General features: G+C 28.6%; 25 protein-coding genes. 16 read left to right on the top strand and 9 right to left on the bottom strand.

Features of this window, described 5'->3' with window-relative positions; all coding sequences use genetic code 11:
- The first annotated feature begins 2 nt into the window (after positions 1-2).
- The 4 genes from mqo (at position 3) to rplI (ending at position 2,708) form a co-directional block, all read left to right on the top strand.
- Positions 3-1,478 carry a malate dehydrogenase (quinone) gene (gene mqo / locus ACN5J4_RS02365; RefSeq protein ID WP_418650566.1) on the top strand — a complete coding sequence of 492 codons (1,476 nt, stop codon included), beginning with the start codon at positions 3-5 and terminating at the stop codon, positions 1,476-1,478.
- Positions 1,479-1,595: 117 nt separating this feature from the next.
- Positions 1,596-1,937, top strand: coding sequence for a 30S ribosomal protein S6 (gene rpsF / locus ACN5J4_RS02360; protein ID WP_418650565.1), 342 nt, complete (start codon positions 1,596-1,598; stop codon positions 1,935-1,937).
- Between the two features lie 3 nt (positions 1,938-1,940).
- Positions 1,941-2,243 carry a 30S ribosomal protein S18 gene (gene rpsR / locus ACN5J4_RS02355; RefSeq protein ID WP_418650564.1) on the top strand — a complete coding sequence of 101 codons (303 nt, stop codon included), beginning with the start codon at positions 1,941-1,943 and terminating at the stop codon, positions 2,241-2,243.
- 15 nt (positions 2,244-2,258) lie between these two features.
- Positions 2,259-2,708, top strand: a complete 450-nt coding sequence (gene rplI / locus ACN5J4_RS02350) for a 50S ribosomal protein L9 (protein ID WP_418650563.1) — start codon at positions 2,259-2,261, stop codon at positions 2,706-2,708.
- Between the two features lie 492 nt (positions 2,709-3,200).
- Here the strand turns inward: rplI and lysA are convergent, their stop codons facing one another.
- The 4 genes from lysA to ACN5J4_RS02330 all read right to left on the bottom strand — a co-directional run bounded on the left by lysA (position 3,201) and on the right by ACN5J4_RS02330 (position 7,494).
- Positions 3,201-4,409, bottom strand: coding sequence for a diaminopimelate decarboxylase (gene lysA, locus ACN5J4_RS02345; RefSeq protein WP_418650562.1), 1,209 nt, complete (start codon positions 4,407-4,409; stop codon positions 3,201-3,203).
- 175 nt (positions 4,410-4,584) lie between these two features.
- Positions 4,585-5,829: a peptidase T gene (pepT, locus tag ACN5J4_RS02340; RefSeq protein WP_418651126.1), complete on the bottom strand. Its 1,245-nt coding sequence runs from the start codon at positions 5,827-5,829 to the stop codon at positions 4,585-4,587.
- Positions 5,830-5,855: 26 nt separating this feature from the next.
- Complete coding sequence (locus ACN5J4_RS02335) at positions 5,856-6,410, bottom strand: hypothetical protein (protein WP_418650561.1); 555 nt, start codon at positions 6,408-6,410, stop codon at positions 5,856-5,858.
- 13 nt (positions 6,411-6,423) lie between these two features.
- Positions 6,424-7,494 (bottom strand): DUF3810 domain-containing protein, encoded by a 1,071-nt coding sequence (locus tag ACN5J4_RS02330; protein WP_418650560.1) that lies wholly within the window; start codon positions 7,492-7,494, stop codon positions 6,424-6,426.
- 129 nt (positions 7,495-7,623) lie between these two features.
- Between ACN5J4_RS02330 and dnaB the strand changes: the two genes are divergently transcribed.
- The 4 genes from dnaB (at position 7,624) to bshA (ending at position 12,644) form a co-directional block, all read left to right on the top strand.
- A complete protein-coding gene (gene dnaB, locus ACN5J4_RS02325) occupies positions 7,624-9,150 on the top strand; it encodes a replicative DNA helicase (protein ID WP_418650559.1) in 1,527 nt (508 codons plus the stop codon).
- Between the two features lie 147 nt (positions 9,151-9,297).
- Entirely contained in the window at positions 9,298-10,482 is a 1,185-nt protein-coding gene (locus ACN5J4_RS02320; protein ID WP_418651125.1) for an asparagine synthetase B, read from the top strand.
- A gap of 61 nt (positions 10,483-10,543) precedes the next feature.
- Entirely contained in the window at positions 10,544-11,389 is an 846-nt protein-coding gene (locus tag ACN5J4_RS02315) for a transketolase (protein ID WP_418650558.1), read from the top strand.
- A gap of 127 nt (positions 11,390-11,516) precedes the next feature.
- Positions 11,517-12,644 (top strand): N-acetyl-alpha-D-glucosaminyl L-malate synthase BshA, encoded by a 1,128-nt coding sequence (gene bshA / locus ACN5J4_RS02310; RefSeq protein ID WP_418650557.1) that lies wholly within the window; start codon positions 11,517-11,519, stop codon positions 12,642-12,644.
- A 46-nt stretch (positions 12,645-12,690) separates the two neighbouring features.
- On the opposite strand, the gene ACN5J4_RS02305 is transcribed toward bshA, so the two are convergent.
- The 3 genes from ACN5J4_RS02305 to ACN5J4_RS02295 all read right to left on the bottom strand — a co-directional run bounded on the left by ACN5J4_RS02305 (position 12,691) and on the right by ACN5J4_RS02295 (position 13,405).
- Positions 12,691-12,831, bottom strand: coding sequence for a hypothetical protein (locus ACN5J4_RS02305; RefSeq protein WP_418650556.1), 141 nt, complete (start codon positions 12,829-12,831; stop codon positions 12,691-12,693).
- A gap of 114 nt (positions 12,832-12,945) precedes the next feature.
- Positions 12,946-13,110 carry a hypothetical protein gene (locus ACN5J4_RS02300; protein ID WP_418650555.1) on the bottom strand — a complete coding sequence of 55 codons (165 nt, stop codon included), beginning with the start codon at positions 13,108-13,110 and terminating at the stop codon, positions 12,946-12,948.
- Between the two features lie 169 nt (positions 13,111-13,279).
- A complete protein-coding gene (locus ACN5J4_RS02295) occupies positions 13,280-13,405 on the bottom strand; it encodes a hypothetical protein (RefSeq protein WP_418650554.1) in 126 nt (41 codons plus the stop codon).
- A 160-nt stretch (positions 13,406-13,565) separates the two neighbouring features.
- Here ACN5J4_RS02295 and ACN5J4_RS02290 point away from each other — a divergent pair, with 160 nt between their 5' ends.
- Positions 13,566-14,603: a helix-turn-helix domain-containing protein gene (locus ACN5J4_RS02290; RefSeq protein ID WP_418650553.1), complete on the top strand. Its 1,038-nt coding sequence runs from the start codon at positions 13,566-13,568 to the stop codon at positions 14,601-14,603.
- Between the two features lie 9 nt (positions 14,604-14,612).
- On the opposite strand, the gene ACN5J4_RS02285 is transcribed toward ACN5J4_RS02290, so the two are convergent.
- Positions 14,613-15,242: an SOS response-associated peptidase family protein gene (locus tag ACN5J4_RS02285; RefSeq protein WP_418650552.1), complete on the bottom strand. Its 630-nt coding sequence runs from the start codon at positions 15,240-15,242 to the stop codon at positions 14,613-14,615.
- Between the two features lie 279 nt (positions 15,243-15,521).
- Between ACN5J4_RS02285 and ACN5J4_RS02280 the strand changes: the two genes are divergently transcribed.
- The 4 genes from ACN5J4_RS02280 (at position 15,522) to ACN5J4_RS02265 (ending at position 17,953) form a co-directional block, all read left to right on the top strand.
- Positions 15,522-15,683: a DUF1328 domain-containing protein gene (locus tag ACN5J4_RS02280; RefSeq protein WP_418650551.1), complete on the top strand. Its 162-nt coding sequence runs from the start codon at positions 15,522-15,524 to the stop codon at positions 15,681-15,683.
- Between the two features lie 90 nt (positions 15,684-15,773).
- Positions 15,774-16,322, top strand: a complete 549-nt coding sequence (locus ACN5J4_RS02275) for a hypothetical protein (protein ID WP_418650550.1) — start codon at positions 15,774-15,776, stop codon at positions 16,320-16,322.
- Between the two features lie 191 nt (positions 16,323-16,513).
- The gene (locus ACN5J4_RS02270) at positions 16,514-17,017 is read left to right on the top strand and encodes a Dps family protein (RefSeq protein WP_418650549.1); all 504 of its coding nucleotides are present in this window, start codon (positions 16,514-16,516) and stop codon (positions 17,015-17,017) included.
- A gap of 48 nt (positions 17,018-17,065) precedes the next feature.
- Positions 17,066-17,953, top strand: coding sequence for a mechanosensitive ion channel family protein (locus ACN5J4_RS02265; RefSeq protein ID WP_418650548.1), 888 nt, complete (start codon positions 17,066-17,068; stop codon positions 17,951-17,953).
- A 29-nt stretch (positions 17,954-17,982) separates the two neighbouring features.
- Here the strand turns inward: ACN5J4_RS02265 and aroB are convergent, their stop codons facing one another.
- Entirely contained in the window at positions 17,983-19,041 is a 1,059-nt protein-coding gene (aroB, locus tag ACN5J4_RS02260; protein ID WP_418650547.1) for a 3-dehydroquinate synthase, read from the bottom strand.
- Positions 19,042-19,144: 103 nt separating this feature from the next.
- Here aroB and ACN5J4_RS02255 point away from each other — a divergent pair, with 103 nt between their 5' ends.
- The 3 genes from ACN5J4_RS02255 (at position 19,145) to typA (ending at position 22,450) form a co-directional block, all read left to right on the top strand.
- The gene (locus tag ACN5J4_RS02255; protein WP_418650546.1) at positions 19,145-20,308 is read left to right on the top strand and encodes a proline dehydrogenase family protein; all 1,164 of its coding nucleotides are present in this window, start codon (positions 19,145-19,147) and stop codon (positions 20,306-20,308) included.
- The gene (locus ACN5J4_RS02250) at positions 20,308-20,601 is read left to right on the top strand and encodes an LETM1 domain-containing protein (protein WP_418650545.1); all 294 of its coding nucleotides are present in this window, start codon (positions 20,308-20,310) and stop codon (positions 20,599-20,601) included. The genes ACN5J4_RS02255 and ACN5J4_RS02250 overlap by 1 nt, the downstream gene beginning before the upstream one ends.
- A gap of 76 nt (positions 20,602-20,677) precedes the next feature.
- A complete protein-coding gene (gene typA / locus ACN5J4_RS02245) occupies positions 20,678-22,450 on the top strand; it encodes a translational GTPase TypA (RefSeq protein ID WP_233884842.1) in 1,773 nt (590 codons plus the stop codon).
- Positions 22,451-22,716: the final 266 nt, after the last annotated feature.

The raw sequence follows: 22,716 nt of genomic DNA, 5'->3' as shown, positions 1-22,716 counted from the left end.
AAATGGATTTAGAAAAAGAGTATGATTTAATTTGTGTGGGAGGTGGTATAATGAGTGCAAATTTAGCATTGTTAGCCAAATTATTAAATTCAGAATTAAAAATTTTAATTTTAGAACGTTTAAGTGATGTCGCTAAAGAAAGTTCTGCGGCTTGGAATAATGCAGGAACGGGGCATTCCGCTTTGTGTGAATTAAATTATTGTCCTGAAAATGAAGATAAAAGTATTTCAATAAAAAAAGCTATTGAAATTTGTAAGAAATATGAAATATCAAAACAATTATGGTCGTATTTAATTGCAAAGAAATTTATTGAAGATCCTACTAGTTTTGTTAAACCAGTAAAACATTATAGTTGGGTAACGGGTGCTAAAAATAGTGATTATTTAAAACGAAGATACGAGGTTTTTAAAGGTCATTTTATGTTTGATACTATTGAGTTTACACAAGATAAAAATCAAATGAAAGAATGGTTTCCTTTAATAATGAGCGACAGAAATGCAAACGAAATTATGGCTGCATCTAAAGTAAATAGAGGTACGGAAGTAAATTATGGTGTTTTAACAAAGTTACTTTTTTCAATTTTAGAAAAAGAATTTGATACGCCTGTACATTGTACCATGGAAGTTTTAGATGTTGATCCAGATACTGATTTAGATTGGACCGTTGAAGTAAAAAATACTGAAACTAAGGAAGTGCATCAAGTTGATGCAAAACACGTATTTATTGGTGCTGGAGGCGGAAGTTTGTTGTTGTTACAAAAAGTAGAAATTGAAGAAAAAGAAGGATATGGAGGTTTTCCTGTAAGTGGTGAATGGTTGGTTTGTAATAATCCAGAAATTATTAAACAGCATAATGCGAAAGTGTATAGTAAGGCAGGAATTGGAGATCCACCAATGTCAACACCACATTTAGACACCCGTTATATTGATGGAAAAAAGCAATTAATGTTTGGTCCTTTTGCAGGATTTAGCCCAAAATTTTTAAAAGAAGGTTCTAGTTTAGATTTATTTAAATCAGTTCAATTTGAAAATATTTCACCAATGTTAGGTGCTTTTTGGCATAATTTACCCTTAACCAAATATTTAATTGAACAAGTAATGATGGGAAAAGATGACCGAATGGACGCTTTACGTAAGTTCGTTAAAAATGCTAATAATGATGATTGGGAATTAATGGTTGCAGGACAGCGAGTTCAAATTATTAATAAAGATGAATTTGAAGGCGGAAAATTGCAATTCGGAACAGAAGTAATTAGTAGTAAAGATGGAAGTATTACGTGTTTATTAGGCGCATCTCCAGGAGCTTCTAATGCAACAGCTATTATGCTGCAGGTGCTTGAAAAAGTTTTTCCAGAGTTATTAGAAACATCCGAAGGGAAAATAAAGTTAAAAGAAATAGTACCTTTTTATAAAACAGAATTAACTTCAGAAATATTTAAAATGCAGTTAGAAAAAAGTAAAAAAGTATTGAAATTATAAATAAAACTTTTAAATGTTTTTATTAGCAGTATTTATATATATAATTGAAAGGGTTTGTTTTAGTGTATAAAAACAGTATCTTTGCAAACTTATAAATAAAATTTAAACAATTTAATTATGAATCATTACGAAACTGTTTTCATTTTGAATCCCGTTTTATCTGAAACTCAGATAAAGGAGACAGTAAAAAAGTTTGAGGACTATTTACTTTCTAAAGGTGCAGAAATGATTTCTAAAGAAGATTGGGGCTTAAAAAAATTAGCGTATCCAATTGAAAAGAAAAAAAGTGGATTTTACCACTTATTAGACTACAAAGTAGCAGGAGATGCAATTGCACCTTTTGAATTAGAATTTAGAAGAGATGATAGTGTTATGCGTTACTTAACTGTAAAGTTAGATAAGCATGCTGCAGCATGGGCTGAAAAGAGAAGAGAACGTGTTAAACCTGCAAAAAAGTAAGAAATGTCGTCAACAACAATAGATCAACAAGCAAAAGGAAACAAGCAAGGTGAGGTACGTTACTTAACTCCGCTTGATATTGAAACAAAAAAAGAAGCAAAATACTGTCGTTTTAAAAAGAACGGTTTTAAATACATCGATTATAAAGATGCTGACTTCTTAATGTATTTAGTAAACGAGCAAGGTAAAATTTTACCAAGACGTTTAACAGGAACATCATTAAAGTATCAACGTAAAGTGGCTCAAGCTATAAAGAGATCTCGTCACTTAGCATTAATGCCATACGTTGGTGATTTGTTAAAATAATAAAGAAGTAGAAACATGGAATTGATACTAAAACAAGACGTAGAAAATTTAGGTTTTAAAGACGATGTTGTAACTGTTAAGAATGGTTATGGTCGTAATAGCCTAATTCCTAAAGGATATGCAATATTAGCTACTTCTTCAGCTAAAAAAGTATTAGCTGAAAACTTAAAGCAACGTGCTTTTAAAGAAGCTAAATTAGTAGAAGAAGCTACTGCGGTTGCTGAAACTGTTAAAGGATATGAATTAAAAATTACTTCTAAAGTAGGTTCAGGTGATAAGTTATTTGGTTCAGTAAACAACATTAATGTTGCTGAAGCATTAGCTAAAGCTGGTACTAATGTTGATAAGAAATTTATCAAAGTTACTGGAGGTAGTGTAAAAAGATTAGGTAAATATAATGCAGCTGTACGTTTACATAGAGCTGTTGTTGCTGATATCGTATTTGAAGTTATTGCTGAAAAGTAAGAGTTTTAAATTAAAAATTATACAAAAATCCTACTCATTTATTTGAGTAGGATTTTTTTTATCTTTCAAGTTGCTACCTTTTCTATTATTTATTTGAAGCTATTTCCCGCTTTTCGCACTCGCTTTTTTTTGAAGAAAAATCAAAAAAAGAGCTCAAACAATTGCTTCAATCGGGGCTATGAATTTTAGTTTATCTTCATAATTTATAAGTATTTTATGTTTATTAAGAGTTTATTTAAATTTTAAAGAAAGTATTTGTTCAAAATAGATAAATGTTATGCTGAATTTATTTCATTATCGTATCAAAAGAATGACTACAGCAAATCTGCCAACCTGAAATAAGTTCAGGTTGGCAGATTTTATTTCTTATTTTTTCTATTATATCTTTTTTAGATAAAACTTAAAACAGGCTATAAATACTAAGCATAAAAAAACCTGAACAATATTGCTCAGGTTTAAGTGTTTTTAATCGGTATGTATTATTGTATTAGATTAATCAATTTTAATGTTTTCTTGATTTCTAAGAATATCATCCATTGTTTCTCTTTTTCTAATTAAATAATCTTTTCCTTTGTAAATCATTACCTCTGCAGGCTTAAATCTTGAATTATAGTTTGAAGCCATTGAGTAACAGTATGCACCTGCATTATGAAAACATAAAATATCTTCCTCTGATATTTCATTAATTCGTCTATTAGAACCAAAGGTATCTGTTTCACAGATATATCCTACAATGCTATAAAAACGTTCTCTTCCTTTTGGGTTTGATAAGTTTTCAATATGATGATATGAATTGTAAAGCATTGGGCGAATTAGATGATTCATTCCACTATCAACACCAGCAAAAACAGTAGAAGTTGTTTGCTTTATTACATTTACTTTTGCTAAAAATTTACCAGATTCACTTACTAAAAATTTACCAGGTTCAAACATTAATGTAATGTTTTTACCGTACTCTTTACAAAATTTATTAAATCTTTCAGATAATTTATCACCTAATTCAACAATATCTGTAGAAATATCATCTTTTTTATAAGGTACTTTAAAACCACTTCCAAAATCAATAAAATCAATATTTTTAAATTGTTTTGCTACATCGAATAAAATTTCAGAAGCACGAACAAAAGTATCAATATCTAAAATATCTGATCCTGTGTGCATGTGTATACCATTAATACGCATTCCTGTATTTTCAACAACTCTTTTTATATGTGGTACTTGATGAATTGAAATTCCAAATTTCGAATCAATATGTCCTACTGAAATATTACTGTTTCCACCCGCCATGATGTGTGGATTAATACGGATACAAACAGGAGTTTTTGGGTGTTTTTGACCAAATAACTCTAATATAGAAAGATTATCTATATTTATTTGAATTCCTAGCTTTGCAACTTCTTCAATTTCTTGTAGTGAAACACCGTTTGGAGTATAAATAATATCTTTAGGGGTAAACCCTGCAAGTAATCCTAATCTTACTTCTTGAATAGAAACAGTATCTAAACCACTATTTAATGTTTTAAAAACTTTTAAAATATTTATGTTAGATAGTGCTTTAACAGCATAGTTTAATTTTAAGCTTTTAACTTTAGAAAAAGCGGTTGTAATGTTTTTATACTGTTCTATTATTTTTTCAGTATCATATACATAAAGGGGTGAACCGTACTTGTTTGCTAAATTTAATAACTCTTCTCTATTCATCTTAATTATAGTTTATATACCACAAATGTAACTAAGCTATTTTCATTGACAAATTATTTATAAGAAATACACAAATCAAGTTTTTTTGTAAAAAAAAGCTATTTTGTTATATATATATGTTATGTTTTATGAAAAAAAAACTCTAGCATATGCTAGAGTTTTTTTTGTAAAATTTTTATTTAAACTTTACCGTTACTTTTTCTGCGATTCCAACAATAACTTCGGCAGCTTTTACAATTGTTTCAGCAGCTACAAACTCATAACGCCCATGAAAATTGTGGCCACCAGCAAAAATATTAGGACATGGTAGCCCCTTGTATGATAATTGAGATCCATCAGTACCTCCTCTAATTGCTTTAATTATAGGTGTTATTCCAATATCGTTCATTACTTCTTCAGCAATGTCAACTATATACATTACGGGTTTAATTTTTTCACCCATATTATAGTATTGGTCTTTTATTTGAATAGTAATTCTATCTCCACCACCATGTTTTTCATTTAAATCTTTAATTAAATTAGTAGCATATTGTTTTCTGTCTTGAAATTTGTGTTTATCAAAATCGCGAATAATATATTGTAAAACCGTTTTTTCTACCTCACCAGTTACGTCATTAAGGTGGTAAAAACCTTCTCTACCACTTGTGGTTTCAGGTGTTTCTAGTTTAGGAAATGAGTTTATTACATCTTGTGCAATGTAAATACTGTTTACCATTTTACCTTTAGCGTATCCTGGGTGTACCATACGTCCATTTACAGTAATTAAAGCACTTGCTGCATTAAAGCTTTCATATTCTAATTCGCCAATTTGACTTCCGTCCATGGTATATGCCCATTGTGCGCCAAATTTTTCTACATCAAACATATGTGCTCCTTTACCAACTTCTTCATCAGGAGTAAAGCAAATTCTTATTTTACCATGTTTAATTTCTGGGTGTTGAATTAAATACTCCATTGCTGAAACTATTTCGGTAACACCTGCTTTGTCATCAGCCCCTAATAGGGTTGTACCATCAGTAGTAATAATTGTTTGTCCTTTATATATAAGTAGGTCTTCAAAGTAATCAGGAGATAATACAATATTTTGTTCTTTGTTTAATAAAATATCTTTTCCGTCATAATTTTCATGAATTTGTGGTTTTACATTTTTACCTGTAAAATCAGGACTTGTATCAATATGAGCTACAAAACCTATGGTTGGCACTTCGTAGTCTATATTACTAGGTAAAGTTGCCATGATATAACAGTTTTCATCTAAATCTACATCTTCCATACCTATTTCTTTCAATTCTTTTTCAAGAACACGTGCTAAATCCCATTGGTTTTCAGAGCTAGGAAAGGCAGGGTTATTCGGGTCACTTTCAGTATCAATAGTTACATACTTTATAAATCGATTGATGATGTGTTGTTTATTCATTATTATTGTTTTTAGCGTTTCAAAAATAACTAATTTAATTGTATTTTGTTTATTAATTGTATGGCTTTACAAACTCGTTCTTCTACTAAATAATTGCCATAAATTTCTGTTTTTACATGTAAAAAATTACTAGAATTTACTTTAGTAAATGTATTTAATATGTGGTATGAATAATTAGCCTTTTTACCTTTAGCATAGCTGTAATAGGAAGGTTTATTTAATAATTGTAAGTTTTTTGTTTTAATTTCAGTAAGCCCCATTTTTTTATTGTCATCAGTAATTTTTTGACAGAAGGTTTTATCTATAAAAATAGTACTATGTACTAACGTAGCGTCAATAAGTGTTGTTTTGGTTAAGTTTACTGTAGTGTCTGCGGCATAAATTGATGTTTTAGCATCATCATAGTATAAATTAACTTTCCAGTTTTTTGGAAAATACATAGAAAAATATTTTCTAATATCTTCATTTTTTTTAAGATTAGTGTATGGTTTAACACCTTTACACGGAAATTCATCACTTAATTTTGATGATAAATTACATGAAGTGATAAATGTAAGTGTTAAAATTACTGAAATATAGTTCATGAAATAATGGTTTTTACTTTTTTTGATCAAAATAGGAAATTAACAAATTTACTACATAACTGTAAGATTTTATGCCTTTTGATTGATTGTTTGCTTTTAAATAAGAGTTATATCCCATTTTTAAATAAGGTTCAATAGGGTTTTTAAACTTTTTCCAATGTAAATAGCTCTCTTTGTAATCTTTATAAATACCTTTATGTACGGTGTTTTTTAATTTATTAGCTAAGTTTTTATCTCGTTTATAAATTTCAGCAATACAATATTTATAAGCCATTCTATAACCACTGTATTTAAAGTATACATTATTATTACTTATAGCAGCTAAAAAACCAACAAAATTAGCTTCATTTTCGGCAGCCCAGCCAATTTGATGTGCTATTTCATGACAGGTAGTTGCTGGATATGTTGTTTTGGGAATTTTATTATTTACTTGTGCCTCTCCAGTGATTGGATTTATATAGCCAGCCGTTCCTGTATACGACTGAAATAAACTTACTAAAGAGTTTTTTATAGATGCGTTTTTATAAGCTAATTGCGGATACGTAGTAGCTAAATTATTATACCCATTAGCAGCTAAATTATAAATTTGTTTGTGTGTATACGGTATATTAACTTTAATAGTATCGTTATTGGTAATTTGTAAGTGTATTTTATTTAATTCAAAAATAATTTTTTCGGTTGTTTTAGTTAACTGTTTGGTAGTATAAGTTGCCTGTTGTAAACTAAGGTTTTTAGCAAGTGGCTCTCTAAAATAATTTAATCCCCAAAAAGCATAAAAGCAAAAATAAATAAGTGATAATAGCGTTGTTAAGTTTAATAGTTGTGTAAGGATGTTTTTAAACTTATTTGTTGTTAAATTATAAATAGCTTTTATAAATAATATAAGTAAAAATATGCCTAAAACATCGCCAACTGAAAAAGGTATCCAACCTAGTACATAGCGAAAAAAATTAGCAATAAATATATAAAGGCCGTTACTATAATAAAGTTCTACCCATTGAGGTTTTTGGCTTAGAAATTGTATAATCAACACTTGAAAAGGCAAGGTAACTATTACTAAATACTTTTTTTTATAATATTGCATATTTATCAAAAGTAAGAAAGTTAGTAGGTTATCAACAAGTTAATAACCATTTTGTTTACAAAACTTGTGTATAAAGAAAGTTAAAAATAGCATCTATAAATATCAGCTTAAAAAATTACATTTGTAGTTATGGAAAAAACTCAATCTCTCAGAGGAACAAAAACTGAAAAGGCTAGAATTATTAGTCTTGAAAAAGGAAAAATACCACCACAAGCTTTAGAGCTAGAAGAGGCTGTTTTGGGTGCTATGATGATTGATAAAAAAGGAATTGATGAAGTAATTGATATTCTTAGTCCTGAGGCTTTTTATGATAAAAGGCACCAGGAGGTGTATGGAGCTATTTACACGTTGTTTCAAAATTCTGAACCAATTGATTTACTTTCAGTATCAAATCAACTTAAAAAAGATGGAAAGTTAGATGTAGCTGGAGGTGATTTTTTTTTAATTGGTTTAACTCAAAAAGTAGCGTCATCAGCACACATTGAGTTTCATTCTCGAATTATTTTAGAAAAATATATTCAACGTAGGCTAATTACAATTTCTTCTGAAATTATAGAAAATGCCTATAATGAAACAGTAGATGTTTTTGATTTATTAGATGACGCTGAAGGAAAATTATTTGAAGTTACCCAAGGAAATCTTAAAAAAGGAGCCGAAAGAGCAGATTCATTAGTACAGCAGTCTATTACCAAAATACAAGAAATATCAGGTAAAGAAGGGATGAGTGGTTTAGCCACAGGATTTACTAAGTTAGATGCTTTAACATCGGGTTGGCAACCTTCCGATTTAATTATTATTGCTGCACGTCCGGGTATGGGTAAAACAGCATTTGTAATTTCAATGGCAAAAAATATGGCTATTGATTTTGGACATGGAGTAGCTGTTTTTTCATTAGAAATGTCATCAGTACAATTAATTACTCGTATGATTTCTTCTGAAACAGGGTTAACTTCTGAAAAATTACGGAAAGGAAATTTAGAACCACATGAGTGGGAACAGTTAAATGTAAAAGTTAAAAAACTTTCTGACGCACCAATATTTATTGATGACACACCTGCGCTTTCAATTTTTGATTTACGAGCAAAAGCACGACGTTTAGTGTCGCAACATGACGTTAAAATAATTGTAATTGATTATTTACAATTAATGACCGCAGGAGGATCTGGAGGAAATAGAGAACAGGAAATATCAACGATTTCACGAAACTTAAAAGCATTGGCAAAAGAGTTAAGTATACCTGTAATAGCGTTATCTCAGTTGTCACGTGCAGTAGAAACTCGTGGAGGTTCAAAACGACCTTTATTATCAGATTTACGTGAATCAGGAGCGATTGAGCAAGATGCTGATATTGTATCATTTATATTTAGGCCTGAATATTATGGAATGACTGAATGGGATGATGATGACCATTCACCATGTGAAGGACAAGGAGAGTTTATTGTAGCAAAACACCGTAACGGAGGAATGGATAATATTCGTTTAAAATTTACAGGTCACTTAGCTTTATTTTCTGATTTAGAAGAGGGTATTAGTAGTGAATTTCAATCAAGTATGAATTCAAGTATAGACTCAGGTTTTAATACAGATGTAGCCTCTAGTAATTTTGCATCACCAGAAGATGCCTTTGGACCTAGTGATGATGATGTTCCTTTTTAAAAAGTAAATAAACTATAAAAAGATATAAAATACACAATTACTAAGTAGTAATTGTGTATTTTAGTTTTTGATATGATAAGAAACCTATATATACTAATATTATTACTATTGTCAAACTCAATTTGGGCATCGTTTATTTACGTACCGATGAGTCATGAAAATCAGAAAAATCATTTAAAAGCATACGGAATTGTTTATTATGTAATACAAAATGGTTTAAAAGCAAAATGGTTATTAAATTATGATGGCGGTGCTTTTTTATTAGAAAATAATAAATCGGTAGAAAAAGAATGTAAAATACGAGGGGTTTCATATCAGGTTATTTCAGATACTAAGGCACAAATTGTTTTAGAAGAAATTTCATCACCTTCTAAAAATCAAGAGGCGGTTACGCTTGAAAAAGCACCCAAAATAGCAGTGTATTCTCCAAAAAGTAAAATGCCTTGGGATGATGCGGTAACAATGGTGTTAACGTATGCTGAAATTCCGTTTGATGTAATTTATGACGAAGAAGTATTAAATGATAAATTATTACTATATGAATGGTTGCATTTACATCACGAAGATTTTACAGGACAATATGGTCGTTTTTATGGCGCTTTTAGAACAGCACCTTGGTATATTCAACAAAAAAAAGAAGCAGAAGCGTTAGCAATAAAATTAGGTTTTACTAAAGTATCTGAAGAAAAAAGAGCCGTAGCAAAAAAAATACGTGATTATGTAATTGGTGGCGGTTTTATGTTTGCTATGTGCTCGGCAACGGATAGTTTTGATATTGCTTTAGCAGCTGATGGTGTTGATATTTGTGAAGGAATGTTTGATGGAGATGCCTCAGAACCTAATTATCAATCAAAAATAGATTTTAATAAAACATTTGCTTTTAAAGATTTTGAATTAGTTCGTAATCCGACAACATATGAGTTTTCTGCTATTGATATGACTCGTAAACGTAAAATTAAAAAAGAGGTAGATTATTTTACACTAAAAGAGTTTTCAGCGAAGTGGGATCAGGTGCCAACAATGTTAACTCAAAACCATACACAATTGGTAAAAGGTTTTATGGGACAAACCACGTCTTTTGATTCTCAATTTATAAAGTCAACAGTTATAATTTTAGGGCAAAATAACACTAATAGCGAAGGTAAATATATACATGGAACTAAAGGAAAAGGAATGTTTACTTTTTACGGAGGTCATGATCCTGAAGATTATCAGCATAGAATAGGAGATCCTAAAACAGAGTTAGAGTTACATCCAACATCACCAGGGTATCGTTTAATTTTAAATAACGTACTTTTTCCTGCAGCAAAAAAGAAAAAGCAAAAAACTTAAAAAAAGTAATTGGCAATTGTTTTTTAAACAGTTACTTTTGTCAAGATAAAACAAAACAACAATGCCAGCAACACAACAACTTCAAGAGTTTACACAACAAGTTCGTAGAGATATAGTTCGAATGGTACACGCAGTAAGTTCAGGACACCCTGGAGGTTCTTTAGGATGTGCAGAATTTATAACCTGTTTGTATCAAGAAGTCATGGATTATTCTACTGATTTTACGATGGACGGGAATAATGAAGATTTATTCTTTTTATCAAACGGACACATATCACCAGTTTACTATAGTGTTTTGGCACGTAGTGGTTTTTTCCCAGTAGCAGAGTTAGCTACTTTTAGAAAGTTAGATACTCGTTTACAAGGGCACCCAACCACTCATGAACATTTACCAGGTATTCGTATTGCTTCAGGTTCCTTAGGTCAAGGAATGAGTGTTGCTATTGGAGCAGCACAAGCTAAAAAGTTAAATGGAGATGATAAAATTGTATACACCTTACATGGTGATGGTGAATTACAAGAAGGTCAAATTTGGGAAGCAGCTATGTATGCAGCAGGAAAAAAAGTTGATAACTTAATTTCAACAATTGATGTAAACGAAAAACAAATTGACGGTACTACTGATCAGGTATTAGCAATGGGAAGCTTAAAAGCTAAGTTTGAGGCTTTTGGTTGGGATGTGTTAGAAGTAAAAGAAGGAAATAATGTAACAGCTATTTTAAATGGCTTGGCAGACGCTAAATCTCGTACTGGTAAAGGAAAGCCGGTTTGTATATTATTGTATACAGAAATGGGTAATGGAATTGACTTTATGATGAATACACATGCTTGGCATGGTAAGGCGCCAAATGATGAGCAATTAGCAGAATCATTAGCTCAAAACCCAGAAACATTAGGAGATTACTAAATTTTTATTTTATATATAAAATAAAAATCCTGCTTTATAGCGGGATTTTTTTATGCTTTTATTTACAAAAAAGCGTGTGTAATATTGTAAATTTACATTAATAAACATTTTTAAATCAAACTTAATTATGAGAATAGGAATTGTATGTTATCCGACTTTTGGAGGTAGTGGAGTAGTGGCTACAGAATTAGGAATGGCACTTGCTGATAAAGGACATGAAGTTCATTTTATAACGTATAATCAACCTGTTCGATTAGCTTTTTTTTCGCATCGTTTACATTTTCATGAAGTTGTTTTAGAAGAGTATCCATTATTTCAATATCAGCCATATGAGTTAGCATTGTCTAGTAAAATGGTTGAGGTTGTAGAAAAACATCAGCTAGAAGTTTTGCACGTACATTATGCTATTCCACATGCATATGCAGCATATATGGCAAAAAAAATGTTAGAAGAAAAAAATATTAATGTTAAAGTAGTAACAACATTACATGGTACTGATATAACTTTGGTTGGAAGTCATCCAACCTATAAAACTGCTGTAGAATTTAGTATTAATAAATCAGATGAGGTAACAGCAGTTTCTAATAGTTTAAAAGATGATACTTTACGTTTATTTAATATAGAAAAAAATATTAAAGTTGTTTATAATTTTATTGATGGAGAAAAATATAAGCAAGCTCATCAAGGAGAGTGTAAGCGAATTGCTTTGGCTACTCCAGAAGAAAAAATAGTAACTCATGTAAGTAATTTTAGACCCGTAAAACGTACACAAGATGTTATTCAAATTTTTAATAAAATTCAAAAAGAAGTACCATCTAAATTACTGATGGTAGGTGATGGACCTGAGCGATTAAAAGCTGAAAATTTAGCAAAAAAATTAAATATAGAAGATAAGGTATTATTTTTAGGAAACAGTAACGAAGTAGCTAAAATATTATGCTATTCAGATGTTTTTTTATTGCCATCAGAAACAGAAAGTTTTGGATTAGCAGCTTTAGAAGCAATGGCAGCAGGAACCCCCGTTATTTCAACCAATTGTGGTGGTTTACCAGAGGTAAATATTCATGGAAAAACAGGGTATTTAAGTAGTTTAGGAGATGTAGATGATATGGCTAATAATGCTATTCAAATTTTAAATAATGAAGCTATTTTAACGGAATTTAAAGAAAATGCAAAAAAACACATTAAATTATTTTCTTTAGAAAATATATTACCTGCGTATGAAGAAATATATAAAAAATGTTCAAACAAATAATAAAAAAAGTAAAATATTGTCTTGCTTTTTTTATTATTTGTTTGAGTTATTTCTTTTTTACAAAACCAGAAATAACGAGTATAGTGATACCTACAGTTAAAGAAATATAGGCTTTCTTATTGTTTTTAGAGTTAAATTCTACAATACCAATATCTAATATTACTTCAGGAGCAATAACTTTGTACACTCCGTATGCGGTTAATACAAATCCAGATATAACTAATAATATTTTAATTATCTTATCTATAATATTTTTATTTTAAGGTTAGTTGAGTTAATTATTTTTTTTTGACTAGAAACGCTATCTAATGCTTAAAGCTATATCTAAATCATCATTATAATTATTGTTTAAACCAATTTCGGGTTTCATATCTAAAGATATAATTAAAGGGATATTAAAATTATACTCAATATCTAAATTACCTGTAATTAATGTAAAAAAAACGATTTTTATCAGATGTGCCATATTAATTAATACCGGTACCAGCGACTAAAAACCAATTAAAGTTATCACCTAATTTATTTACCCACTGATATAAACCTACAAGTTTAAAAGCATCAACGTTTTTAGAGTTTCTAAAACCGAAATCAAATTCTAATCTATTATTTTCTTTTAAATAATGTTGGTAAGAAAGTTATCCTCCAAATCTGTCATTATCATCAATCGTTACACTAATGGTATTTTTGAAAATTTGTTGAGTACTAGTGTTTAAAACTAAAAAAAAGAAAAAACTTATTAATATTATATTTAAAATTTTCATTTGTTTTATTTTTATTCTTACAAAGTAAAATTACAACATAATTGTAAGTAGGCTTAGTTCATATTTATTTGATGTTTGCTCATACCGAAAAGTACTATTTTAAAATATTTTAACATATTAATAATAAATAACTGTAATTTTGTAATTAAAAAGGAAAGGGATGACTACAATTAAAATAACCGCATCTGATACTGCTGGAACAGTTAAGCAAATACAGCAAGTTATTGGAGGTACTATTACTGAAAGATGGGGAGAGTATTTATTAGAGGTTGATAGTGATTTAGCAAGAGGAACTATTACTTTTTTAAATTTTGAATGGGGAGGAAGTGTTTTACAGTACGATATTATTTTTTTAGATGCTATTACCCTTGTAATGGATGCTTCAGAGTTTAACCCTATTCATTTTACATATACAACAGAAGGTTATTCTTTTCATAGGTTTGAGTTAGAAAACAAAAAAAGAAAAATAGCACAGTACCAATCTGTTATTATTACAAGTAAAGAGGGTGGTTATAATTATGGGTATTTTGAAAAAGATGTAAAAGTACAAATACATTTAATTCAAATTAATAGGGTTAAGTTTATAAATAAACGTTTAAATGATGCTTCTGTTTTAAATCAAAAATTATATGAAGTTTTTCATGATCAGCAGCATGAAAAGGTTTTTGCATATTATGGAACGTATAATTTAAAAATAGCAAATCTTATTAAACAATATAATGAAATTAAGCAAAAAGGAATGATTCGTATTTTGATAAAAGAAGGTATTGTATATCAAATTTTATCGGAACATATGCAACAACACAATAAGGATCATAAAAGAGAAAAAATGCCTATAACTACTTTAACTAAAAAAGAAATTAGTTTAGTACGAAAAATAGGACAACGGATTGTGAAAAATGTAGCAGAAGATTATAATGTAGAAAATATCTCAGAAGAGATGGGAATTCCACAAGCTAAACTTCAAGAGGGTTTTAAGTTACTTTTTTCAAGAACTGTTATAGAGTATATAAGGCATGTTAGATTAGAGGAAGCACGTGATTTAATTAATAATACTGACTATAATATATCACAAATAGTATATTCAATAGGTTTTTCTAGTAGAAGTTATTTTTCTAAAATATTTAAGCGTAAATATGGCATAAGTCCAAGTGAATTTTTGAAAAACAAACAAGAAAGCCAAATTAAAATTAGTTAATTTTTATACTTAAGAAGCTATTTTTTGAATTTTAAATACTGTTTTATATGTCTTTTCAATTAAAAAATTAATGTCTTCAATAGGGGTTTCATTATTTAGCCACATGTTTTTAAATATTTCAGGAATTTGTAAAGGCATTAATTTATATATGTTATTAAAAGACGCTATTGCTTTTGAATTTTTAGTATTTATAACAGAGCAAGTTATAAAGCCATCATTTGTAATATTATAAATTCCAGCTAAATAAAAAGGTTGTTGATGTTTTTTTTCAACTAAATAATTTTCAATAGTATTATCTATAATTTTATGAGTATAAAAACCTGTTACAATAATTAAACACCTACGTTTTAGTAAAGCCTCTTTGTATAAAATGTTATTTTTAATTTCTTTTATATTAGTATGCAAGGTATTTTTAATTTTTTGAAATTTACTCCAGTTTTCAGAATAGTTTTGAGGTAATAACCCCCAAATTCCTTGGCTAATAATTTTAGGATTATCTGAAGTAATAATTATTATTGTTTGCTCTTTAAAGCCATTTATTTTAAGTCTAGGTTTATATATATAAGGATATTTAAAAGAAAGTTTTGTAAAATCTTTTATATGATCTTTTGTAGCTATGTTCGATAATTTATAATTCATTTTAGCTCATTTTAGTTTTATATAAAAAAGTATATTAAATACTACACTTTAATATGTCAATATAAAGAGTAGTTTTTCTGTTTAAAAAAACATACACAAACATATGTACTGTAAGAGGTGGTTTTTAATGCAAAAGAAATTAATATTAGCTCATTTCATTTTTTTTAAATGAGTTAATAATCTATTTAAATGAGTAAAGAGTGTTTAGGTGCTAGCAGTAACTTTGTAGTGTACGTTAGAAGTACATAAACTTATTATTAATCTTTAAAAACAAAAAATATGTTACGTTGGACAATCACATTTATTATTATAGCATTAATTGCAGGAGTTTTAGGATTTGGAGGAATTGCAGGAGCATCAGCAGGCTTTGCTAAAATAGCATTTTTTATTTTTATTATCCTATTTGTAATTTCATTGGTAACAGGAAGGAAAAAATTATAATAACAAAAATAACTCAATAAAAATTGATGCTAAAAGTATACACATCATCACTATTTAAAAAGTTATTTATAATTTAAAAATATATTTAAAATGAAAAATTTAATTATTAGTTTACTGTTAATTGGAGCCACTGAAACTGTTAATTCTCAGTCAGATATTATTAAAACAACAGAGGTTAAAAAAGTAAAAAAAACTACAGAAAAAGGAATTGATTATGCAACAAAGGTTAAAGTTACAACAGAAAAATCACAGAGAACAAAGTTTAATCCCAATCAAAAGTATGAATTAAATCAAAACAGAGTAGAAAGTCCTGTTGTTATTAAAAAAAATATTATGGTTGACAATGATGTTGATGCTAATTATGATATAAAAACAAGTGTTAAATATTATAAATATAAAGGAGTTAGGTATAGTTTTTTTATTGATGAAGATAATTTACTAATTACTTATAAAGTAAATGAAAAAGATATTACTTCAACAAAAGCTATAAAATCAATTAATAATAATTTTTACATTGTAGAAGGAAATGATTTTAATGGAGTGGGGTACTATAATAAAAACAATAACTTTGTAATCGAATATAAGAATAAGAACTCAAATAAACTTGAGTACGCTATCTTTGAAACATTCGATTTATAACATATTATTATGGTATGTATATAGTGTTTATATCAAAACAAAAAAAGAACGAAGGTTATCTCGTTCTTTTTTTTTGTTTAAAAATCTAGTAAAATGAAATGAGCAAGTTTCTGTATTAAATGAGCAAAGCTTGTGTTAATAAAGGTGTTAATTTTGTAGTGTAAGTATTATTAATCTAAAAAAATAACAAGATGAATTATTTAAACATGCAGAATGAGAGTATTTTACCAGTAGCAAAAGAGTTGAACCAATTGTTAGCAGATTATCATGTTTATTATCAGAAATTAAGAAATTTTCATTGGAATATTGTAGGTAAAAATTTTTTTGAGTTACATGTTAAATTTGAAGAAATGTATGGTGATGCTAGAGTTAAAATTGATGAAATAGCAGAACGTATTTTAACTTTACAATATCACCCAATAAGTAGGTATAGTAGATATTTAAAAATATCAAATATATCAGAAGAAAGTCCTTTTCAAACAGATGCAGATATGGTTTGTATTTTGTTAGAAGATCATAAAACGTTATTAAAGCAAATGACTAATGTTATAAAAAAAGCAGAAGAAGCAGAAGATGAGGGAACTATAGATTTAATTGGAGGTTATATCGCATCATTAGAAAAAACAAGTTGGACACTTAATGCTTGGACGAAGAAAACAGTTGAACAGTTAAAAGAAGATATAGTATTATCTTAAAAAAAGTTAATACTATAGAATAGTAATAAAATTAACGTATAAATTTACATGAATTTTAATAACACCATTGAAAAATTAAAAAATTCAATTCAACAGTATTGGTATCAGTTCTTAGAGCAAGTTCCAGAAATTTTTATAGCAATACTTATTATAGTACTAGGTTTTTTAATTACAAAATCAATCATTAAAGTTTTTAGAAAAGCCGTAGCTAAAAAATCGAAAGATCCTTTAATGACTAACTTTTTAACAAAAACAGTTAAAACAGCATTTATAGTTTTAATAATAATGTTAGCTTTAAAAACAGCAGGATTAGGCGGTGTTGCAGCAGGAGTATTAACTGCTGCAGGAGCATCAGCTGTAATCATAGGTTTTGCCTTTAAAGACGTAGGAGAGAATTTTATTTCAGGTGTAATATTATCATTTAATCGTCCTTTCAACATCAATGATACGGTTATGATTGGAGATATTTTTGGTAAAGTTAAAATGATGGAGTTTAGATTTACCAAGCTTAAAACCTTTGATGGTAGAGATGTTTACATACCTAATAGTGATGTTATAAAAAAAGCAGTTTACAATTATACTGAAGATGGTTTTTATCGATTAGATTTTATTGTAGGTATTGATTATGAAGACGATGTAGATTTAGCTAAAAAGGTAATTATAGATACAGTCGTTAATACGTTAGGAGTTATTGATACAGATGAACATCAATGTTTTGTTACTGTAGATAGTTTGGGAGTAAGTACTGTAAATTTAAAAATTATTTTTTGGACAAAAACAAAAGAATATAAAAGAGCAGCACTTGAAGTAAAAAGTGATGTTATTAAAAATGTTAAAAGAATAATTATTAAAAACGGTTTAAATATGCCTGCTGATATTACTGAAATTAAATTATATGGTACACAAGACAGTATACCTGTAAAGTTAACTAGATAAAAAAAAGGGCTACTCAGTAGCTCTTTTTTTTATTCATTATAATACTTTAAACTTTCTTTAATTAATTCATTAGAAACTTTACAGTTTATTTTAAACTTTTCAAAATCTTCTAATAGAACAAAATTAATTTCGCCGTTTATATTTTTTTTATCATGTTTCATAAAATTTAAAATAGCATTAAAATCACCTTCTATAACAGGAACTTTACCATAAATAGTAATAATAGCATTTTTAACACTTTTAACTTTATTTAAAGGAAAACCTGTTAACTTAGATGAAATATATGTTTCACAAATTATACCAACAGCAATTGCTTCTCCATGTGTTAAATTTTCTTTATGGCTACTTTCTAAAAAATAAGATTCAACACCATGGCCAATAGTATGCCCCCAATTTAAAGCTTTACGAATTCCATTCTCTTTAGGATCTTCTAAAACAACTTCGTTTTTTATTTCAATAGAACGATGAATTAGATCTACTATATTTAATTTTATATTATCTTTAATTTCATTAAATAAATGAATATCATGTGTCATTCCATATTTAATAATTTCAGCAGTACCAGATCTAATTTCTCTAGCAGAAAGTGTTTGTAGGTATTCAGGATCCAACACAATCATTTTCGGATTAGTAAATAAACCTATTTGATTTTTTAAAACGCCTAAATCAACACCTGTTTTACCTCCAACAGAAGCATCTACCATACTTAATAGAGTTGTTGGAATGTTTACAAAATCAATACCACGTTTAAAAGTTGAGGCAACAAAACCACCTAAATCAGTAATTACACCTCCACCCAAAGTAATCAATAAACTTTTTCTATCAGCACCTAGCTCAGTCATAGCATTCCAAACACCAACACAAGTATTAATATTTTTATTTACTTCACCAGCTTCAATTTCAATAACTTCAATTTTTTTATCAGTTTCTAGTAGTTTAATAAAACGAGGATAACAATGAGTAATAGTATTATTATCAACTAATATAAAAATAGAAGAATAATTACTACTACGTATTAAACCAGCTAATGCTGTGTACGCTTTTTCATTAAAATCAATAGGGTAAGTTACTGCTTGAATAGAGATCATTTTAGTCTTAAAATTTAAAGCAAAAATAAATAGAAAAAATTAAAATATATCATAGAGTAGATTTATATTTGTCTTTGAATTAAATATAACAGGACTACTTATAATGACACTTTTTAATAACACCGAAATTGCTTTTAAATTAAAATCTGACTCAGAGTTAGAACGCGCATATTTTTTATTTAGGATGATACAAAATCAACCAATGGTACGTATTGGTACTGCAGTAACTAATTTTGCATTAAAAGCACACTTACCTGTTGAAGGTTTAATTAGATCAACAGTATTCGATCATTTTTGTGGAGGAGTAACAGAAGATGATTGTTTGCCAAATATTGAGAAAATGCACAAAAAAGGAAATGTGTATAGTGTTTTAGATTATTCAGTAGAAGGTAAAGAAGATGAAGTTAGTTTTGATGATGCTCTTAATAAAATAGTAAGAATTATTCAGTTTTCTGATGAAAAAGAATCAATACCTTATGCCGTTTTTAAACCAACAGGGTTTGGACGTTTTGCTTTATACCAAAAAATAAGCGAGAAAAAAGAGTTAACAGTTGATGAAAAAGAGGAGTGGAGTAGAGTATTAAAACGTTTTCATATGGTATGTAAATTGGCCGTTGAAAAAGATGTACCATTATTAATTGATGCAGAAGAGAGTTGGATGCAAGATGCAGCTGATGATTTAATTGAAGAATTAATGGAGATGTATAATAAAAATAAAGCTATAGTTTTTAATACTTTGCAAATGTATCGTCATGACCGTATGCACTATTTACGTGGTTTATATCAACGTGCACATCAAAAAGGGTATCACATAGGTATGAAGATAGTACGTGGAGCTTATATGGAAAAGGAACGTGAAAGAGCTGAAGATAAAGGATACTTGTCGCCAATATGTAAAAATAAACAAGCTACTGATGATAATTATAATGAAGCAGTTCATTTTATGATGGAACACAAAAGTTTAGCCATTTTTGCAGGAACACATAATGAAGAAAGTTCTTATTTATTAATGAATTTAGCTAAAGAATATAGTATTAAGCCTAATGATAAGCGTATGTGGTTTGGTCAGTTATACGGAATGAGTGATCATATTAGTTTTAATTTAGCAAAAGAAGGATATAATGTTGCAAAGTATGTTCCTTTTGGACCTGTACGAGATGTGATGCCATATTTAATTCGTAGAGCTGAAGAAAATACATCAGTTGCAGGACAAACATCAAGAGAACTTAATTTAATAAAAATAGAAAGAAAACGTCGTAAACTGTAATGAATACAGTTGACGAAATAAAGCAAGCCTTAAAAGTTAATAAAAGACGATTAGCAAAAGAACTAGAAGAAAGCAAAGAATTAGTTTTTTTAATAAAAAAATCTTTTACGGTTAAATTATCTGAAGAAGAAAAAGATAAAATTAAACAGCAAACTTTAGATATTTGTAAAGCAATACCTGCTTTTACAGTGTTTATGTTGCCTGGAGGAGCTTTATTACTTCCGTTATTAATTAAATTAATTCCAGACATATTACCAACATCTTTTAGAGAAAATGACGATAATTTAGAGTAATAAAAATAAATCGTCTTTATTTATATTATATTAATAATATAAAACACTAGTTTTGCAACTTTAAAAAACACCAAGAATGCAACCAATTAGAAATATTGCTATTATAGCCCACGTTGACCACGGTAAGACCACTTTGGTAGATAAAATTATAGATCAAGCAAAAGTATTAGACGATCGTAAAGAACGTACTGATTTATTGTTAGATAATAACGACTTAGAGCGTGAAAGAGGAATTACAATTCTTTCTAAAAACGTATCAGTAAACTATAAGAACACAAAAATAAATGTAATTGATACACCTGGTCACGCCGATTTTGGTGGAGAAGTAGAGCGTGTATTAAAAATGGCTGATGGTGTTTTATTATTAGTTGATGCATTTGAAGGACCTATGCCACAAACTCGTTTTGTTTTAGGTAAAGCCTTAGAGTTAGGATTAACCCCTATTGTAGTTGTAAATAAAGTTGATAAAGAAAACTGTACTCCTGACATCGTTCATGAAAAAGTTTTTGATTTAATGTTTGCTTTAGAAGCTACTGAAGAGCAATTAGACTTTACTACAATTTATGGTTCTGCAAAGAACAACTGGATGAGTACTGATTGGAAAAATGAAACTGATAACATTGTACCTTTATTAGATGCTGTATTAGAATCTATTCCTGCAACTAAGTATAACGAAGGAACTCCTCAAATGCAAATTACATCTTTAGATTTTTCTGCTTTTACAGGTAGAATTGCTATTGGTCGTGTTTTCCGTGGAGATTTAGAAGTAGGTAAAGACTACATGTTATGTAAAGCTGATGGTTCTACTAAAAAAGTAAGAATTAAAGAATTACACGTATTCGAAGGAATGGGTAAGGTTCAGGTAGAAAAAGTACCTTGTGGAGATATTTGTGCTATTACAGGTATTGAAGGATTTGAAATTGGAGATACTATCGCTGATTTAGAAAACCCAGAAGCATTACCAAGAACAGAAATTGACCAACCTACTATGAGTATGTTGTTTACCATTAACAATTCTCCTTTCTTTGGTAAAGAAGGTAAATTTGTTACATCTCGTCACATTCGTGATCGTCTGTTTAAAGAATTAGAGAAAAACTTAGCATTAAAAGTTGAAACGACCGATTCTGAAGATAAATTTAATGTTTACGGGCGTGGTGTATTACACTTATCTGTACTTATTGAAACAATGCGTCGTGAAGGATATGAATTACAAGTGGGAAGACCACAAGTAATTATTAAAATGGTAGATGGTAAGAAACATGAACCAATGGAAACATTATCTATTGATGTACCAGAAGATGTTGCTTCTAAAGCTGTAAACTTAGTTTCTTTACGTAAAGGAGATTTATTAATCATGGAGCCTAAAGGAGATTTACAACATTTAGAGTTCTCTATTCCTTCTCGTGGATTAATTGGTTTAAGAAATAAAATTTTAACTGCAACAGCAGGTCAAGCAATTATTAACCACAGATTTAGTGAGTATGGTCCTTATAAAGGAGACTTTACTGAAGAGGTAAAAGGAGCTATTATTTCTGCTGCAACTGGTAAGGCTACTGCATATGCATTAAACCGTTTACAAGATAGAGGTAAATTCTTTATTGATGTAAATCAAGAGATTTATATTGGTCAAGTAATTGGAGAGAACAGTAAGTCTGACGATATGGCTGTAAATTTAATAAAAGGAAAACAATTAACAAATATGCGTAAATCAGGTACTGATGACGCTATGAAAATTGCTCCAAAAATTGATTTCTCTTTAGAAGAAAACATGGAATATATTAAAGCTGATGAATATTTAGAAGTTACTCCTGAAAGCTTACGTATGCGTAAGATTCAATTTAAGGCATAATTTTTAAATTATATTTTAAAATTTTTATATAAATAACCACCTATTTTTAGGTGGTTTTTTGGTTTAACGAGTTTTTTTTAGTATTGATTTAAAACTATTATACTGAATTTATTTAAGTATCTAACAATAAAAATTTTGTAAATTTTGAGGTGAAATTTAATTTTGATTAAATTTTTCATAAAGTAATTAATAATTAACATTTAAAGGTAATTTGTTTAAATTTGATTTTTTCCTTGTGAGATAAAAAAAAAAGACAAATATTTGTA

Source organism: Tenacibaculum aestuariivivum, assembly GCF_964507685.1.
In the GTDB taxonomy this organism is placed as follows: domain Bacteria; phylum Bacteroidota; class Bacteroidia; order Flavobacteriales; family Flavobacteriaceae; genus Polaribacter; species Polaribacter aestuariivivum.
The sequence above is the reverse complement of the archived record's forward strand: the minus strand, read 5'-3'. Positions and strand labels throughout refer to the sequence as shown.

Bases quoted from the DNA above. Each gene is read 5' to 3' on its own strand.
- mqo (WP_418650566.1), top strand. From the start codon at position 3: ATGGATTTAGAAAAAGAGTATGATTTAATTTGTGTGGGAGGTGGTATA.
- rpsF (WP_418650565.1), top strand. From the start codon at position 1,596: ATGAATCATTACGAAACTGTTTTCATTTTGAATCCCGTTTTATCTGAA.
- rpsR (WP_418650564.1), top strand. From the start codon at position 1,941: ATGTCGTCAACAACAATAGATCAACAAGCAAAAGGAAACAAGCAAGGT.
- rplI (WP_418650563.1), top strand. From the start codon at position 2,259: ATGGAATTGATACTAAAACAAGACGTAGAAAATTTAGGTTTTAAAGAC.
- lysA (WP_418650562.1), bottom strand. From the start codon at position 4,409: ATGAATAGAGAAGAGTTATTAAATTTAGCAAACAAGTACGGTTCACCC.
- ACN5J4_RS02335 (WP_418650561.1), bottom strand. From the start codon at position 6,410: ATGAACTATATTTCAGTAATTTTAACACTTACATTTATCACTTCATGT.
- ACN5J4_RS02330 (WP_418650560.1), bottom strand. From the start codon at position 7,494: ATGCAATATTATAAAAAAAAGTATTTAGTAATAGTTACCTTGCCTTTT.
- dnaB (WP_418650559.1), top strand. From the start codon at position 7,624: ATGGAAAAAACTCAATCTCTCAGAGGAACAAAAACTGAAAAGGCTAGA.
- ACN5J4_RS02320 (WP_418651125.1), top strand. From the start codon at position 9,298: ATGAGTCATGAAAATCAGAAAAATCATTTAAAAGCATACGGAATTGTT.
- ACN5J4_RS02315 (WP_418650558.1), top strand. From the start codon at position 10,544: ATGCCAGCAACACAACAACTTCAAGAGTTTACACAACAAGTTCGTAGA.
- bshA (WP_418650557.1), top strand. From the start codon at position 11,517: ATGAGAATAGGAATTGTATGTTATCCGACTTTTGGAGGTAGTGGAGTA.
- ACN5J4_RS02300 (WP_418650555.1), bottom strand. From the start codon at position 13,110: ATGGCACATCTGATAAAAATCGTTTTTTTTACATTAATTACAGGTAAT.
- ACN5J4_RS02295 (WP_418650554.1), bottom strand. From the start codon at position 13,405: ATGAAAATTTTAAATATAATATTAATAAGTTTTTTCTTTTTTTTAGTT.
- ACN5J4_RS02290 (WP_418650553.1), top strand. From the start codon at position 13,566: ATGACTACAATTAAAATAACCGCATCTGATACTGCTGGAACAGTTAAG.
- ACN5J4_RS02285 (WP_418650552.1), bottom strand. From the start codon at position 15,242: ATGAATTATAAATTATCGAACATAGCTACAAAAGATCATATAAAAGAT.
- ACN5J4_RS02280 (WP_418650551.1), top strand. From the start codon at position 15,522: ATGTTACGTTGGACAATCACATTTATTATTATAGCATTAATTGCAGGA.
- ACN5J4_RS02275 (WP_418650550.1), top strand. From the start codon at position 15,774: ATGAAAAATTTAATTATTAGTTTACTGTTAATTGGAGCCACTGAAACT.
- ACN5J4_RS02270 (WP_418650549.1), top strand. From the start codon at position 16,514: ATGAATTATTTAAACATGCAGAATGAGAGTATTTTACCAGTAGCAAAA.
- ACN5J4_RS02265 (WP_418650548.1), top strand. From the start codon at position 17,066: ATGAATTTTAATAACACCATTGAAAAATTAAAAAATTCAATTCAACAG.
- aroB (WP_418650547.1), bottom strand. From the start codon at position 19,041: ATGATCTCTATTCAAGCAGTAACTTACCCTATTGATTTTAATGAAAAA.
- ACN5J4_RS02255 (WP_418650546.1), top strand. From the start codon at position 19,145: ATGACACTTTTTAATAACACCGAAATTGCTTTTAAATTAAAATCTGAC.
- ACN5J4_RS02250 (WP_418650545.1), top strand. From the start codon at position 20,308: ATGAATACAGTTGACGAAATAAAGCAAGCCTTAAAAGTTAATAAAAGA.
- typA (WP_233884842.1), top strand. From the start codon at position 20,678: ATGCAACCAATTAGAAATATTGCTATTATAGCCCACGTTGACCACGGT.